This window comes from Burkholderia sp. 567 (assembly GCF_040545115.1).
GTDB lineage: Bacteria > Pseudomonadota > Gammaproteobacteria > Burkholderiales > Burkholderiaceae > Burkholderia > Burkholderia ambifaria.
Genome location: NZ_JBEPLG010000009.1, coordinates 278,148 through 292,353 on the forward strand (window position 1 = coordinate 278,148; position 14,206 = coordinate 292,353).

Annotated in this window: 14 protein-coding genes; 3 read left to right on the plus strand and 11 right to left on the minus strand. The window is 67.4% G+C overall.

Annotation, left to right across the window (positions count from 1 at the left end):
• Positions 1 to 364: 364 nt before the first annotated feature.
• The 4 genes from ABIC50_RS25625 to ABIC50_RS25640 all read right to left on the minus strand — a co-directional run bounded on the left by ABIC50_RS25625 (position 365) and on the right by ABIC50_RS25640 (position 3,026).
• Positions 365 to 661 (minus strand): XRE family transcriptional regulator, encoded by a 297-nt coding sequence (locus ABIC50_RS25625; RefSeq protein WP_012365874.1) that lies wholly within the window; start codon positions 659 to 661, stop codon positions 365 to 367.
• A gap of 69 nt (positions 662 to 730) precedes the next feature.
• Positions 731 to 1,090 carry a type II toxin-antitoxin system RelE/ParE family toxin gene (locus ABIC50_RS25630; protein ID WP_354167745.1) on the minus strand — a complete coding sequence of 120 codons (360 nt, stop codon included), beginning with the start codon at positions 1,088 to 1,090 and terminating at the stop codon, positions 731 to 733.
• Between the two features lie 134 nt (positions 1,091 to 1,224).
• Positions 1,225 to 2,211, minus strand: a complete 987-nt coding sequence (gene pcaQ, locus ABIC50_RS25635; protein WP_175698341.1) for a pca operon transcription factor PcaQ — start codon at positions 2,209 to 2,211, stop codon at positions 1,225 to 1,227.
• 77 nt (positions 2,212 to 2,288) lie between these two features.
• Positions 2,289 to 3,026: a helix-turn-helix domain-containing protein gene (locus ABIC50_RS25640; RefSeq protein ID WP_006751195.1), complete on the minus strand. Its 738-nt coding sequence runs from the start codon at positions 3,024 to 3,026 to the stop codon at positions 2,289 to 2,291.
• A gap of 120 nt (positions 3,027 to 3,146) precedes the next feature.
• Here ABIC50_RS25640 and ABIC50_RS25645 point away from each other — a divergent pair, with 120 nt between their 5' ends.
• From ABIC50_RS25645 to pcaG, 3 genes are all read left to right on the plus strand, one after another.
• Positions 3,147 to 3,710 (plus strand): YiiX/YebB-like N1pC/P60 family cysteine hydrolase, encoded by a 564-nt coding sequence (locus ABIC50_RS25645; RefSeq protein WP_354167748.1) that lies wholly within the window; start codon positions 3,147 to 3,149, stop codon positions 3,708 to 3,710.
• Between the two features lie 305 nt (positions 3,711 to 4,015).
• Positions 4,016 to 4,723 carry a protocatechuate 3,4-dioxygenase subunit beta gene (gene pcaH / locus ABIC50_RS25650; RefSeq protein WP_011658600.1) on the plus strand — a complete coding sequence of 236 codons (708 nt, stop codon included), beginning with the start codon at positions 4,016 to 4,018 and terminating at the stop codon, positions 4,721 to 4,723.
• Positions 4,724 to 4,726: 3 nt separating this feature from the next.
• Positions 4,727 to 5,320, plus strand: coding sequence for a protocatechuate 3,4-dioxygenase subunit alpha (gene pcaG / locus ABIC50_RS25655; protein ID WP_354167751.1), 594 nt, complete (start codon positions 4,727 to 4,729; stop codon positions 5,318 to 5,320).
• A gap of 440 nt (positions 5,321 to 5,760) precedes the next feature.
• On the opposite strand, the gene ABIC50_RS25660 is transcribed toward pcaG, so the two are convergent.
• From ABIC50_RS25660 to ABIC50_RS25690, 7 genes are all read right to left on the minus strand, one after another.
• Positions 5,761 to 6,540 (minus strand): AraC family transcriptional regulator, encoded by a 780-nt coding sequence (locus ABIC50_RS25660; RefSeq protein ID WP_041491442.1) that lies wholly within the window; start codon positions 6,538 to 6,540, stop codon positions 5,761 to 5,763.
• Positions 6,541 to 6,793: 253 nt separating this feature from the next.
• Positions 6,794 to 7,621, minus strand: coding sequence for a M55 family metallopeptidase (locus tag ABIC50_RS25665; RefSeq protein ID WP_354167754.1), 828 nt, complete (start codon positions 7,619 to 7,621; stop codon positions 6,794 to 6,796).
• The gene (locus tag ABIC50_RS25670) at positions 7,618 to 8,700 is read right to left on the minus strand and encodes a DmpA family aminopeptidase (RefSeq protein WP_354167757.1); all 1,083 of its coding nucleotides are present in this window, start codon (positions 8,698 to 8,700) and stop codon (positions 7,618 to 7,620) included. Before ABIC50_RS25670 ends, ABIC50_RS25665 begins: the two co-directional genes overlap by 4 nt.
• Complete coding sequence (gene gsiD, locus ABIC50_RS25675; RefSeq protein WP_006751202.1) at positions 8,700 to 9,593, minus strand: glutathione ABC transporter permease GsiD; 894 nt, start codon at positions 9,591 to 9,593, stop codon at positions 8,700 to 8,702. Before gsiD ends, ABIC50_RS25670 begins: the two co-directional genes overlap by 1 nt.
• Before the next feature lie 7 nt (positions 9,594 to 9,600).
• Positions 9,601 to 10,521 carry a glutathione ABC transporter permease GsiC gene (gsiC, locus tag ABIC50_RS25680; protein ID WP_175662916.1) on the minus strand — a complete coding sequence of 307 codons (921 nt, stop codon included), beginning with the start codon at positions 10,519 to 10,521 and terminating at the stop codon, positions 9,601 to 9,603.
• A 67-nt stretch (positions 10,522 to 10,588) separates the two neighbouring features.
• Positions 10,589 to 12,151, minus strand: coding sequence for a glutathione ABC transporter substrate-binding protein GsiB (gsiB, locus tag ABIC50_RS25685; RefSeq protein WP_354167760.1), 1,563 nt, complete (start codon positions 12,149 to 12,151; stop codon positions 10,589 to 10,591).
• Positions 12,152 to 12,280: 129 nt separating this feature from the next.
• Positions 12,281 to 14,182, minus strand: a complete 1,902-nt coding sequence (locus tag ABIC50_RS25690) for a dipeptide ABC transporter ATP-binding protein (protein ID WP_354167763.1) — start codon at positions 14,180 to 14,182, stop codon at positions 12,281 to 12,283.
• Positions 14,183 to 14,206: the final 24 nt, after the last annotated feature.

Consider the following 14,206-nt stretch of genomic DNA (forward strand, 5'->3'; position numbering starts at 1 on the left):
ACTAGAAAGAGTCTGAAAATCCAAGAAATTCGAACGTCAGTCGCCCCGACTAACACACAATCGACCGTGCTTGGACATCGCCCAATAGGCAAGCGTCCTCGGATATCGCAACCCGACGCCGGGATCGCGCTGAAGGCGCATTAGGTATGTCGGGTAACGGCGATTTTCTATAGTGGTTTGAATAACCACGGGAGGGTGCGCTGTGCTGGAGCAATTTGAGCCTTCAATCTAATCAATTTGCACCACGACAGCGGAATTGAACGACACCGCGAACCGGTAAGCCGCCGCTCCCTCCATGGGACCACCGGAAAACAGCGTGAGCCTCCATCGGAAATCGGCTGCCCGCCGGTTCACCGGGCACGCGTCAGGCCGGCACCAGCTCGAAGCTGAGCCGCTTGCCGAGTGCGGTGGCCGCGCTCGCGAGCGTCGCGAGCGTGAGGCTCGTGTCGGTTTCGTCGAGCAGCCGGTTGAGTGCGGCGCGGCTGGTCTTCATCCGTGCGGCCATCGCGGTTTTCGTGATGTGCTGCGCCTTCATCTCCTGCCCGATCTGCCACGCGATCACGCGCTTGATCGCGGTGGCGGTGGCCGCTTCGAGATGGCCGTCCTCGTCGAGGAAGGTGTCGAAATCGCTGCCGATATGCGGGTTGTTCGTGGTCGTCATGGATACTCCAATGCATGGCGTTGCCGGCCGGCACAGCGGCGCTCGCACGTGCCGGCGCAACCGGGAAATTCAGATGGCGTGCGTGAGCGCTTTCAACCGCGCGACGGTCACGTCGAGATCGTCGGACGGCGTGGCCTGCGACTGCTTGAAGAACGCGTGCAGCAGCACCATCGTGTCGCCGACGACCGTAAACAGCACGCGCGCGCTTCGCCTCGGCAACATCACGCGGATTTCCCACAGATCCTTCGACATCTTCCGGACCAGCGGCATGCCGAGCGGCCAGCCCAGTTGAACGGTCTTGATCTCTTCGCCGATCACCCTGCGCTCGATCTGCCCGAGCGCCATGAGCCATTCGCGCACCGGCTCGTTGCCGCGCGCCGTGCGGAAGAATCGCACGCCGAGCGTGATCTGAATCTGCTGTCTCGCCATCGTCGTGCCATCAAGCGTATCAAAAACGATACGATATGCCAAGCACGACGAAGCCCGCTACTGACCGAACGGCTAACGAATGAGGGGGAAGGAACGGCAGCCGAGCGCCGCGTGGCGCGGCCCTGCGCGGCGTCTCAACGTGCGCGGCGAGCCGGCTTGCGTGCGCCGGGCGGCGCGCGATGCGCTCGCGTATCGCCGAACCGGGCGCGAGCGATTTCGCGCACGGCGTCGATCAGCGTCCGCGCGACGGGCGACGGTTGCGCATCGGTGCGCAGCACGAGCCCGACCGGCTCGTCGGTGCCCGCGGACGGCAGCGCCAGGCGCGCGAGCGCACCGGCCGACAGGTCGTATTCGGCCGCATAGAGCGGCACGAACCAGACCGCGTCGTTCTCGAGCGTGAGTGCGCGTGCGACCGACACCGACAGCACCTCGATGAACGAATCCAGCGGCGGCGCGCCGCATGCGCCGAGCAGTTGCTCGGCCGACTGGCGGATCAGCGTGCCGAACGGCGGCAACACGACCGGATAGCGCGCGAGTTCGGCGGCCGGTGCGGCGCTGGCCAGCAGCGGATGCCCGGCGCGCACGACCGCGACGAGCGGCTCGTTGTACAGCTGCTCGAACGCGAGCCCGATCATTCGCTCCGGCTCCGACAGGCGCCCGATCGCGCATTCGATCGCGCCCGCCTTCAACCGCTCCAGCAACTCCGCGTTCGCGGCCGTCGCGATCCGCACGACGATGCGCGGCCAGCGTGCGGCCAGCGCCTTCATCAGCGCGGGCGCGAGCGATGCCGCGACGGTCGGCAGCATGCCGATCTCGAGGGTCGCCGCGGCCGCTCCGCCCTCGCGCGCAAGCAGCCCGACGCCCTGTCGCAGCGCCAGCACGCACGCGTTCGCATGCGGTAGGAACAGCTGCGCTTCGCGGGTCGGCTGCGCGCCGTGCCGCCCGCGCTCGAACAGCTTCACGCCGAGGATCGACTCCAGTTCGGCGATCGTCTTCGACACGGCCGGCTGCGTGATCGACAGGCTTTCGGCCGCCTTCTGCACGCCGCCCAGCTGCGCGACCGCGAGAAAACACTGCAGGTGCCGGAATTTGACGCGGCCGTCGGCGATACGGTTATTCATAACGGGCGGTTATGCAAGTGATGACGTGGGGCCATTTTGCATAACTTTCCGGAAAGGCCCAAGCGTTCGGCGCGGTGTCACGCATGGCGCCGCAGCGCGTGGAAGCCGGTCGGCTCCCAGATCCGCTTGGCGATCAGCAGGCCCGTGCCGCGCTTCTGCCCGAGCGGCGCGGACGACGACTCCGCGTGCAGCGCCGCCGCCTTGGCGCCGAGCCGCCGCAGTTCCTGCTCGAGTTCCGCGGCGGCCGCGTCGGTCAGCATCCCTTGCGAGAACGTCATCGTCTCGCCCGGGCCGTCGAAACGGCTGCCGAGAAAGTCGTCGAGCACGTGTGCATGGAAATAACGGCGGATCGGCCCGCCCGGCAGCCAGTCGAAATCGCGTGCGACGCGCACGCGAATCCGGTCGCCCGGCAGCAGCGCGATCACGTTCATCCGGTCGAGCATCAGCAGGTATTTCACGCACTCGGCCTGCGTCAGGCAATAGGCCGACACGATGTCCTGCACGGTCCAGTAGTTGACCGCGCAAACGGCGACGAGCAGCAGCTTCTCGTCCGACACGAGCAGCGCCTCCTGCTGCTCCGTCAGCACGCGCAAGCGCGGCGCGGATGCCGACGCCTCCTGCACGAGTTCGGCGAGCGTATAGCCGAGCAGTTGCGCGATCTCCGCGACGCGCTCCAGCGTGAAGCGGCCGCTCGCGAACAGCCGCTTCACGCTCGTCTCGGACACGTCGAGCGCCCGCGCGACGTCGCGATAGGTCATTCCCTGCGCCTTCAGCTGGCGCTTCAGCGTTTCGATGAGTTGGGCGGTCTCGGTCATATTGGTATCGAAAAATGGTGCTCAAGGTCGGATATTAGGCTACTCAAGCATCCACACAAGCACTTTTGGATACTTGTCCGCATAATCCGCTCCGTCCTGTCACTGCCCCACGGAGCCGCGATGAGCACCCGAACCGACACCACCGCCTTCGAACCGCATCCCACCGCGCCGCGCGACGCCCGCGACACGGACCGCACGCTGCCGCTCGCCACGGTGCGCACACTGGCCGCCGGCGCGCACGTCGGGGATCTCGTGTTCATTCGCGTACCGGCCGGCGCGTTGCGCGACGCGGCGGGCAACGCAGGCGCGTGGGCCGATCGCTTCGGCATCGTCGTCGATACGTCGGGCGACGAACCGTTGGTCGCCGAGCCCGCGTTTGCGCGGACGAAGCTCACGCCGCTGTCGCGCTTCATCGCCCGCGCCGACGGCGGACGCGTTGCGCTGGCTCGCCGCGTCGCGGCACCGACCGCCGACGCGCAGCGCACCGTGCACGCGCTGGCCGAACAGCGGATCGACGCGCTGCTCGGCAGCCGCTTCAGCCTGCTCGCGCACCGCGGGTTCTGCGCGAACTACGTGGGCGACGTGCTCGGCGCCGAGCGCACCGCGACGCCGGCCGCGCTGCTGCGCAGCGGCACGCTGTCGCTCGAATTCGACGGGATCGTCTTCGATCCCGCCCGACCGTAACCAACGAACGACGAAGGACGAAAAACGAACGACGGGCACGCTCGGGGAGGCCTGATAACAACAACAACGAAACACAAAAAAGCAGCGACGGGCTGGCTGGAGGGCCGTGCACGGAGTCGTCACCGACGACGCGAAGCCCGATCGCTTTTTCCGCCGGACAGGCCGCCTGTCCGGCGGATTTTCATTGGGGTCGGCGAACATAACTAACGGTTATGCGATTCGCTAAAAAAGGTCATTTTGCATAACTTTCCGGATTGGTTACAGTCTTGCCATCCCCTCGCGAAATACCTATCAGGAGACACCCGATGGATTCCCCCACGATCCTCACGCCGCGCGACTGGCCGTCGCATCCCGCATATGTCCACCCCGAGTACCGTTCGTCGGTGAAGCGCGGCCCGACGCGCCCGATGATCCCGTTGAAGGAAAAGCTGCGCGACCAGTACGCGCCGGTCTACGGCGCGGAGGATCTCGGCGCGCTCGACCACGACCTGACGAAGAACTCGGTAAAGAACGGCGAGCCGCTCGGCGAGCGCATCGTCGTCACCGGCCGCGTGCTCGACGAAGGCGGCAAGCCCGTGCGCAACACGCTCGTCGAGGTATGGCAGGCGAACGCCGCCGGCCGCTATGTGCACAAGGTCGACCAGCACGACGCGCCGCTCGATCCGAACTTCCTCGGCGCGGGCCGCTGCCTGACCGATAACGAAGGCCGCTACCGCTTCCTGACGATCAAGCCCGGCGCCTATCCGTGGGGCAACCATCCGAACGCGTGGCGCCCGAATCACATCCACTTCTCGCTGTTCGGCGACTACTTCGGCTCGCGCCTCGTCACGCAGATGTACTTCCCCGGCGATCCGCTGCTCGCGTACGACCCGATCTTCCAGGGCACGCCGGAAGCCGCGCGTGATCGCCTGATCTCGCGCTTCTCGATGGACATCACCGAAGAAGGCTATGCGCTCGGCTACGAATTCGACATCGTGCTGCGCGGCCGCGACGCTACCCCGATGGAGCGCTGAACCATGACGACGCTGAAGCAAACCCCTTCGCAGACGGTCGGCCCGTACTTCGCATACGGCCTGTGCCCGCAGCAATACGATTACGACCTGAAGAGCCTGTTCACGCCGGCGATCGCCACGCCGGACGCCGAAGGCGAGCACGTGCTGCTGGTGGGTCAGGTGTTCGACGGCGACGGCAACGTCGTCGGTGACGCGGTGCTCGAATTCACGCAGGTGGATGGCGCGGGCCGTTATCCCGCGTCGCGCGACGACATCGCGAAGTCCGGCTTCACGGGCTTCGCACGCGTCGGCACGGGCACTGACCCGCAGAACCGCTTCGTGGTCCCGACGGTAAAGCCGGGCCGCGTCGCCGCCGACGAAGCGCCGCATATCAACGTGACCGTGATGATGCGCGGGATCCTGACGCACGCGTTCACCCGCGTGTATTTCGACGACGAAGCCGCGGCGAACGCGGCCGATCCGGTGCTGAACCTGGTGCCGGCCGAACGCCGTGCGACGCTCGTCGCGAAACGCGATGCGCAGCCGGGCCGCCCCGTCGTGTACCGCTTCGACATCCGCATGCAGGGGCCGGACGAAACCGTGTTCTTCGACGTGTGACGCGCGAGCCGGCGCAGGCCGGCTGCTCGCACCGAACCGCCGTGTGGCGCGATACCGACAGGCATCGCGTCATGCGGCGGTTTTCGTTTTCGGGCGACAACATTCGATGTTGTGGCGCAGCACGCCCGACGACCATGGCCCAAGTCCATGGTTGGCGGCCTCCGACCTCGGCGTCGAACGCGCGATTGAAACGCATGCTGCGGCAGCACATGAATCGTTGGGAGCACGCGATTTCGTTCGCGCGTTATGCAGCGTATGCTTTGCTATCCGCGATAAGCCGATGGAATTGAATCGGGATAGGCAACAATTTTCATGAATGAATGCGCGAACGCCGGCCCGCCGGCTGGTCGCGCATTTTTTCTGACCGAGTGCCTTTAAGCGCGCCTGACCGAATCCTGGCAGGCGCGTTTTTTTCGTGCGCGACCGCGGCGCCGCCGCGCCTAGCGGCGAGCCTCCAGATACCGGCTCGGCGTATCGCCGAGGATGCGGCGAAACGCCGACGTAAAGGCGCTCGCGCTCGCATAGCCGAGCTCGAACGCGACCCGCGTCACCGGCTGGCCGTCGCTCAGGCGGGTAATCGCCGCGAGCATACAGACCTGCTGACGCCACGCGGCGAAACTCACGCCGGTCTGCGCGCGAAACAGCCGCGTAAACGTGCGCCGGCTCACGCCCGCATGGGTCGCCACCTGGTCGAGATCGGCCGCGATCGACGGCGACGCGAACAGATGCCGGCAGATACTCGCGAGGCGCGCGTCGGCGGGCAGCGGCGCGTGCAGCGACAGCCGCGGCATCGTCGCGATTTCCGCGACCAGCAGCGCCATCAGCTTGCCCGCCCGGCCATCGACGTCGTACATCGCCGGCAGCTCGATCGCATCGTCGATCAGTTGCCGCAACAGCGGCGACACGCCGTACACGCCGCACTGGTCCGGCAGCCCCGCGGCCCGGGCCGCGTCGTCGGACACGAACGTGTTGAGCATCGTGACCGCCCCGGTCATCGTCATTTCGTGCCGCACGCCGGGCGGCACCCAGCACGCGCGCTGCGGCGGCACCAGCCAGCGGCCGTGCGGCGTCGACACGCTGATCGTGCCGCGCGACGCGAACGCGAACTGCCCGCGCCCGTGCGCGTGCTCCGGAAACGTCGTGCCCGCCGGATAGTCGTTGGCGGTCACGACCACGCTCCGGGGAATGTGGTCGTAGGGATCTGGCAGCGTATTTCTCAAGGCCGGAATTCCATCATGAATGATCTGGTATCGAAGGCGGGTCACCTTCGTTCGGTCCGAGATCCGCTCCACGCCTGTGCGACCGGACGGTCGCACGACCCGACGGCCCAATCGGCCGGATTGCGACTTCATCGGAGCGGAGATGCCAACTACGTTTCATCGTGTGTGGGGCTGAACCCATCTTTGCGCCAGCCGCCGCGATTGCAGCGTTCCGGCTCGAGACACCCGCCGGGCCTGCGTGACGCGCCGCACATCACCGCAGCATGAACGACATGGCCGACAGGCTGTTCAACGTGCGCACCACGTGCTCGACCGACGGCCCGTCGAAGCGCAACGTCACCGCATCGACGCGCTCGAGCGTCGGCAGCATGCAGAACAGATCGGCGAGCGCGGCCGTCTGCACGCGCAGCGTGCAAGCGGCCGGCGCGGGCCGATGCGCGGTCGCGCGCCAGCCGGACGACAGCGCATGCTCGACCGTTTCGCGTGCGGCGGTCGCGATGCGCGCGCAGGACGCGGCCGGCGTGAGCGTGTCGCCGCTCGATGCGCCGCGGGCCGTCTTGACCGTCTCGAAACGCGCGTCCGGAAACAGCGGCCGGGTTTCCTCGGCGAACACGTCGTCGCCCGACGCCAGCGCGACGTGCGCGCCGTATTCGCGCGCCAGCGCGCCGTACAGCCCCGCCTCGCCGAGTTCGACGCCGTTCAGCCACACCTGCGTGAATGCAAAATTGTTGATCGTGTGCGCGAGCACGCCGTGCGTCTGCGATTTCGCGTGAAAGCCGATCATGAACACGAGATCGGGTTGCTGTTCGAGGCCCGCCATCATCCCGAGCGTGCGCGGCTTGCCGAGCACGACGCGCGCACGCGCATCGAGCCCGTCGGGCAGCAGATTGCGAAAGCCGCCATGCGAGTCGTTGACCCACACGGTCTGCGCGCCGCCCGCGAATGCACCTTCGATCGCCGCGTTCGCCTCCGCGGTCATCCAGCGGCGCGCACGTTCGTACTCCGGATTGCCGGCCCGCGTCTGCTCAACGGCGAACACACCGGCGACGCCTTCGATGTCGGTCGAGATCAGGATTTTCATGACGGAATATGACGTCCTTTGTAGTCGTCGTTGAACAGGCGCTCGAGATCGGGCACCGCGTCGCGCAGCGATTGCCGCACGTGGCCGTCGCGCCCGACCACGGTCACGGCCCGCAGCAGCGCGTCGGCGATTGCATGCTCGACGCTTTCGGCCGCGGCCATGAACAGCGGGTCGAGCGCCGCATCGGCGACGAGGGCCGGCAGCGCGACGCTCGACGCGTCGTGCGCGATCGTGTAGGCGGTGGAAAATGCGAGCGCGATGTCGCCGCTGCCGTGCCCGTAGACCGAACCGGTGCGCGCCAGGCCCGCACCCGCGCGGCGTGCGAGCCGCGACAGTTGCCGTGCGTCGAGCGGCGCATCGGTCGCGAGCAGCAGGATGATCGAGCCTTGCTCGGGCGCCGCCGCCTGCGCGGCCGCCGCAGCATGCCGCTGCGCGACGATGCGCCCGAGCGGCACGCCGCCGAGCGTCAGCATCGGCAGCCGGCCGAAATTCGCGAGCACGAGCGCGCCGACCGTATACGGCCGGCCGGCCGCGACCGCCACGCGCGACGCGGAGCCGATTCCGCCCTTCAGGTCGAAACACGACATCCCGCGCCCGGCGCCCACCGCGCCGCGCGAGAAGTCGCGCGCCGCGGTGCGGCACGCGTCGTCGTAATGCGCGGCCGTCACCGCGAACGCCTGGATATCGTTCAGATAGCCGTCGTTGCACTCGAACACGAGCGGGTTGACAGTCGACCAGTCGCGGCCGATTTGCGGATTTTTTGCGATCGCCGCGCGGATCTGCGCGTGCGCGATCGCGCCGACGCCGAACGTGTTGGTCAGCGCGATCGGCGTATCGAGCGTGCCGAGCTCGTCGACCTGCACGAGCCCGACGCTCTTGCCGAAGCCGTTGATCACCGCCGCGCCGGCCGGCACCTTGCTGCGGTACAGGTCGCCCGGATGCGGCTTCACGACGGTGACGCCCGTCTGCACGTCGCCGGCATCGAGCGTCGCATGGCCGACCGTCACACCCGGCACGTCGGCGATCGTGCCGCGCGGCCCGGCCGGCAGCGTCGCGGCCCACATCGGCACCGCACGCATCAGCGGCGCTCCAGCTTAGGATCGAGTGCGTCGCGCAGCCCGTCGCCGAGCAGGTTGAACGCAAGCACGGTCAGGAAGATCGCCAGGCTCGGGAAGATCGCGACGTGCGGTGCGCTCACCATGTCCGCGCGCGCCTCGTTGAGCATCGCGCCCCACTCCGGCGTCGGCGGCTGCGCGCCGAGCCCGAGGAACGACAGGCTCGCCGCCGTGATGATCGACGTGCCGATCCGCATCGTGAAGTAGACGACGACGGACGACACGGTGCCCGGCAGGATGTGCCGCATGATGATCGTCCAGTCGGACGCGCCGATGCTGCGCGCGGCTTCCACGTAGGTCATGTGCTTGAGCATCAGCGTGTTGCCGCGCACGAGCCGCGCGAATGCCGGAATGCTGAAGATCGCGACCGCGCAGATCACGTTGACCATCCCGTTGCCGAGGATCGCGACCACGCCGATCGCGAGCAGGATCCCCGGGAACGCGAACAGCACGTCGGCCACGCGCATCGTGATGCGGTCCCACCAGCCTTCGTAGTAGCCGGCGAGCAGCCCGAAGAACGTGCCGATGAGCGCGCCGAGCGCGACCGAGAAGAAGCCGGCCGCGAGCGAGATGCGCGTGCCGGTGATGATCCGGCTGAAGATGTCGCGGCCGAGCGAGTCGACGCCGAACCAGTGCACGGCCGACGGCCCCGCGTTCAGCGCGTCGTAGTCGAAATAGTTTTCCGGATCGAACGGCGCGATGTGCGGGCCGACGAACGCCAGCACGACGAGCGCAAGCACGAAACCGCCCGCAACGAGCGCGACGGTTTGCTTGCGGAACTTGCGCCAGAATTCGTGCCACGGCGTGCGGACCGCGTTCGATGCGGCCGGCGCCGCGGGCTGGACAGTCGCGTTCATGCGCGCCTCACTTGAACCGGATGGTCGGGTTGATGACCGCGTACAGCACGTCGACGGTCAGGTTGATCAGGATGAATTCCAGCGAGAACAGCAGCACGATCGCCTGGATCACCGGGTAGTCGCGCATCGTCACCGCATCGACCAGCAGGCGCCCGAGCCCCGGCCAGTTGAACACGGCCTCGACGACGATCGAGCCGCCGAGCAGGAAGCCGAACTGCAGCCCCATCATCGTGACGACCGGGATCATCGCGTTGCGCAGGCAGTGCTTGAGCACGACCATCGGCTCGTGCACGCCCTTCGCGCGCGCGGTGCGCACGAAGTCCTCGTTGAGCACCTCGACGAACGACGCGCGCGTGAAGCGCGCCATCACGGCCGCGACCGCGGCGCCGAGCGTCAGCGACGGCAGCACGTAGCTTTTCCACGTGCCGTCCGGCACGACGGGCAGCCAGCCGAGCTTCACCGAGAAGATTTCCATCAGCAGCATGCCGAGCGCGAACGCCGGAAACGAGATGCCCGACACCGCGATCGTCATCCCGACGCGGTCGGGCCAGCGGTTGCGCCACACCGCCGACGCGATGCCGATCGCCATCCCGAACGCTGTCGCCCACACCATGCTGACGAGCGTCAGCAGCAGCGTCGGCATGAAGCGCTCGCCGATCTCGGTCGACACCGGCCGCTTGCTGCGCGTCGAGGTGCCGAAATCGCCGTGCGCGATCTTCACGAAGAAGTTCGCGAACTGCGCGGGCAGCGGCCGGTCGAGGCCGAGATCGGTGCGCACGAGCGCGACCGTCGCGTCGTCGGCTTCGGGGCCCGCCGCGAGCCGCGCCGGGTCGCCCGGCAGCAGGTGCACGAACAGGAACACCAGCACCGCGACGATCGCGAGCGTGGGCAGCAGGCCGAACAGGCGTTTGACGAGAAAATTCAGCATGGGGCACCGATCGAATCAGCGCGCCGGCAGCGTGTGCCGCCGGCGCCGCGCAGCGGGTGAACCGCCGTCATTTCACCGAGATTTCGTCGAAGTTGAACGAACCGTCCGGCATCACGTACATGCCGTGCAGGCGCTTGTTACGCGCATAAACGATCTTCTCCTGCACCAGGAAAATCCACGGCGCGTCGGCCCACACCTGCTTCTGCGCATCGGCGTACAGGGTGGCCTTCTTCGCCCGGTCGGTCGTCTCGAGCGCCTTCGCGAGCGCGTCGTCGACCGCACTGTTCTTGTAGTACGCGGTGTTGTAGAGCTTCGGCGGCGCCGACGTGGACGCGAGCAGCGGCGACAGCGCCCAGTTCGCTTCGCCCGTCGATGCCGACCAGCCGCTGTAGTACATCCGCACCGGCGCCGCGGCCGGATCCTGCGCGCTCTCGACCTTCGCGACCCGCTCGCCGGCTTCCAGCGCCTGCACCTGCACCTTCACGCCGACCTGCGCGAGCTGCTGCTGGACGAACTGGATCAGCTTCTGCGCCGTCGAATGGTTGTACGCGGACCAGAGCGTCGATTCGAAGCCGTTCGGATAGCCGGCCTCCTTCAGCAGCGCGCGCGCCTTCGCCGGATCGTACGGCCACGGCCCGAGCTTGGTCGCGTATTCGACCCCGATCGGTGCGACACCCGTCTGCGGCGTCGCATAGCCGGCGAACACGACCTTCGCGAGCGCTTCCTTGTTGACCGCGTAATTCAGCGCCTCACGCACCTTCGGATTGTCGAACGGCTTCTTCTGCGTGTTCAGCGAGATGTAGCGCTGGATGATCGACGGCCGCTCGATCAGCTCGACCTTCGGGTTGCTCTTCAGGTCGGCGGCCTGCTCGAACGGAATCGTGAACGCGAAATCCGCCTCGCCGGTCTTGAGCAGCGCGGCGCGCGTGTTGTTGTCGACCACCGGCTTCCAGTCGATCGAATCGACCTTCGGATAGCCCTTCTTCCAGTAGCCGGCAAATTTCTTCACCTTCATGTCGTCGGTCTGCTTCCATTCGACGAACTCGAACGGGCCGGTTCCGACCGGATGCAGCGACACGTCGCGCCCCCACTTCTTCAGCGCGGCCGGCGAAATCATCACCGCCGACGGGTGTGCGAGCGTGTTGATGAACGCGGAGAACGGCTCGTGCAGCGTGAACTTCACCGTCATCGGATCGACCACCTCGGTCTTCTCGATCACGCGGAACAGCCCGTAACGCTTCAGCTTGTTCGCCGGATCGGTCACGCGATCGAAGTTCGCCTTCACCGCGGCGGCGTTGAAGTCGGTACCGTCCTGGAACTTCACGCCCTCGCGAAGCTTGACCGTATAGACCTTCGCATCGGGCGACGCCTGGTAGCCCGTCGCGAGCACGTTGACGAGCTTCATGTCCTTGTCGAAGCCGAACAGCCCTTCGTAGAACGACTTGACGACCGCTTGCGACACCGTGTCGTTCGCGTCGTACGGGTCCATCGTCGTGAACGTCGAGTACACGGCGACCACGACGTTCTGTTGCGCGAACGCGGGTGCCGCGACCGACAGCGCGAGCGCGCCTGCCCCCGCGGCGAAGAGCATGCGTGGACGGAACACCGGGAACGAATGCGGCTTGTTCATTTTGTCTGGCTCCTGTGGATGATTCGGTAACGCGTGGTGGAAATCGCGGCGTGACTGCATCCGCTGGGGAAATGACGCCGTTGCCTGGCGCGTGCGCAGCTGCGGTCCATATGCGCCTCGCCGTTCAATTCAATACGCGCCGCCGACGCGATGCGTCGCGACGAAATGATCGGGGCCGACCGCGACGAGCGGCGCGACCGTCGGCTCGTCGCCGATCGCGCGGATCGGGCTCGGAATCTCGTCCGCCGCAAGCTGGCGCGGCGCATGTCGGCGCGCGGGGTCGGCCACCGGCACCGCGCTCATCAGCTTCCTCGTATAAGGATGCTGCGGCGCCTCGAACACCGCGCGGCGCGGGCCGATCTCGACGATCTGGCCGAGATACATCACCGCGACGCGATGGCTGATGCGCTCGACCACCGCCATGTCGTGCGAGATGAACAGATACGCGACGCCGAGCTCACGCTGCAGGTCGAGCATCAGGTTGACGATCTGCGCCTGCACCGACACGTCGAGCGCGGACACCGATTCATCGGCGATCACGACCTTCGGGTTCAGCGCGAGCGCGCGCGCGATGGCGATCCGCTGGCGCTGGCCGCCCGAGAATTCGTGCGGATAGCGGCGCGCGGCCTCCGGCGGCAGGCCGACCTTGTCGAGCAGCCAGTCGACGCGCGCCTGCGCTTCACGGCCGCTCGCGACGCCGTGCACGAGCAGCGGCTCCATGATCGAGAAGCCGACCGTCAGGCGCGGGTTCAGCGACGCGAACGGATCCTGGAAGATGAACTGGATGTTCCGGCGCAGCGCCTGCAGGTCCGCGCCCTTCATCGCGCTGATGTCGCGGCCGTCGAATTCGATCGAGCCGCTCTGCGATTCGACGAGGCGCAGCAGCGAGCGCCCGGTGGTCGACTTGCCGCAGCCCGATTCGCCGACGAGCGCGAGGGTCTCGCCCGCGCGCAGCTCGAAGCTCACGCGCTCGACCGCATGCACGTACTGCGACACGCGGCTGAACACGCCGCTCTTCACCGGAAACCGCGTGACGAGATCGCGCACGCGCAGAATCGGCGGCGCGGCCGCATCGACCGGCGGCTGCGCGTCGGCGGCGTCGTGCGCGGCGGACGCCGGCGCGGCCGCGCCAGTGGCGTCCACCTTCAGCAGCGGAAATTTCTCGGGGATATCGGTGCCCTGCATCGAGCCGAGCCGCGGCACGGCCGCGAGCAGCGCACGCGTGTAGCGATGCGCGGGCGTCGCGAAAATGCGCTCGGACTCGCCCTCCTCGACCTTCTCGCCCCGATACATCACGAGCACGCGGTCGGCCACTTCGGCGACCACGCCCATGTCGTGCGTGATGAAGATCACGCCCATGTTCATTTCGTCCTGCAGCCCGCGGATCAGTTGCAGGATCTGCGCCTGGATCGTCACGTCGAGCGCGGTCGTCGGCTCATCGGCAATCAGGAGCGCGGGCCGGCACGACAGCGCCATCGCGATCATCACGCGCTGCCGCATCCCGCCCGACAACTGGTGCGGATACCGCGCGAACACGCGGCGCGCCTCCGGGATGCGCACGAGATCGAGCAGCCGCAACGCCTCCGCGCGCGCTTCGGTCGCGCTTTTCGACTGGTGCAGCGCGATCGCCTCGCTGATCTGGTCGCCGACCGTAAAAACCGGGTTCAGCGACGTCATCGGTTCCTGGAAGATCATCGCGATGTCCGCGCCGCGGATCCCGCGCATCGTCGCCGCGCTCGCTTGAGCGAGGTCGACGAGCGCGCCGCCGCGACGCCGCAACGCGATCCGGCCGCTCGTGATCTCGCCGCCGCCGTGCTCGACGAGCCGCATCAGCGCGAGCGACGTGACCGACTTGCCGGAGCCCGATTCGCCGACGATCGCGAGCGTCTCGCCGCGATCGACGTGAAACGACACGTTGCGCACCGCATCGAACGTCGCGGCGCCGCGACGGAACATGACCGACAGGTCGTCGACGGCGACGACGCGCTGATCCGGCAGCACCAGCGCGGACGGGGTTCGGCTCGAAGTCATGCGTAGGTCTCCTGGTGCGATCCG

Bases quoted from the DNA above. Each gene is read 5' to 3' on its own strand.
- ABIC50_RS25625 (WP_012365874.1), bottom strand. From the start codon at position 661: ATGACGACCACGAACAACCCGCATATCGGCAGCGATTTCGACACCTTC.
- ABIC50_RS25630 (WP_354167745.1), bottom strand. From the start codon at position 1,090: ATGGCGAGACAGCAGATTCAGATCACGCTCGGCGTGCGATTCTTCCGC.
- pcaQ (WP_175698341.1), bottom strand. From the start codon at position 2,211: ATGAATAACCGTATCGCCGACGGCCGCGTCAAATTCCGGCACCTGCAG.
- ABIC50_RS25640 (WP_006751195.1), bottom strand. From the start codon at position 3,026: ATGACCGAGACCGCCCAACTCATCGAAACGCTGAAGCGCCAGCTGAAG.
- ABIC50_RS25645 (WP_354167748.1), top strand. From the start codon at position 3,147: ATGAGCACCCGAACCGACACCACCGCCTTCGAACCGCATCCCACCGCG.
- pcaH (WP_011658600.1), top strand. From the start codon at position 4,016: ATGGATTCCCCCACGATCCTCACGCCGCGCGACTGGCCGTCGCATCCC.
- pcaG (WP_354167751.1), top strand. From the start codon at position 4,727: ATGACGACGCTGAAGCAAACCCCTTCGCAGACGGTCGGCCCGTACTTC.
- ABIC50_RS25665 (WP_354167754.1), bottom strand. From the start codon at position 7,621: ATGAAAATCCTGATCTCGACCGACATCGAAGGCGTCGCCGGTGTGTTC.
- ABIC50_RS25670 (WP_354167757.1), bottom strand. From the start codon at position 8,700: ATGCGTGCGGTGCCGATGTGGGCCGCGACGCTGCCGGCCGGGCCGCGC.
- gsiD (WP_006751202.1), bottom strand. From the start codon at position 9,593: ATGAACGCGACTGTCCAGCCCGCGGCGCCGGCCGCATCGAACGCGGTC.
- gsiC (WP_175662916.1), bottom strand. From the start codon at position 10,521: ATGCTGAATTTTCTCGTCAAACGCCTGTTCGGCCTGCTGCCCACGCTC.
- gsiB (WP_354167760.1), bottom strand. From the start codon at position 12,151: ATGAACAAGCCGCATTCGTTCCCGGTGTTCCGTCCACGCATGCTCTTC.
- ABIC50_RS25690 (WP_354167763.1), bottom strand. From the start codon at position 14,182: ATGACTTCGAGCCGAACCCCGTCCGCGCTGGTGCTGCCGGATCAGCGC.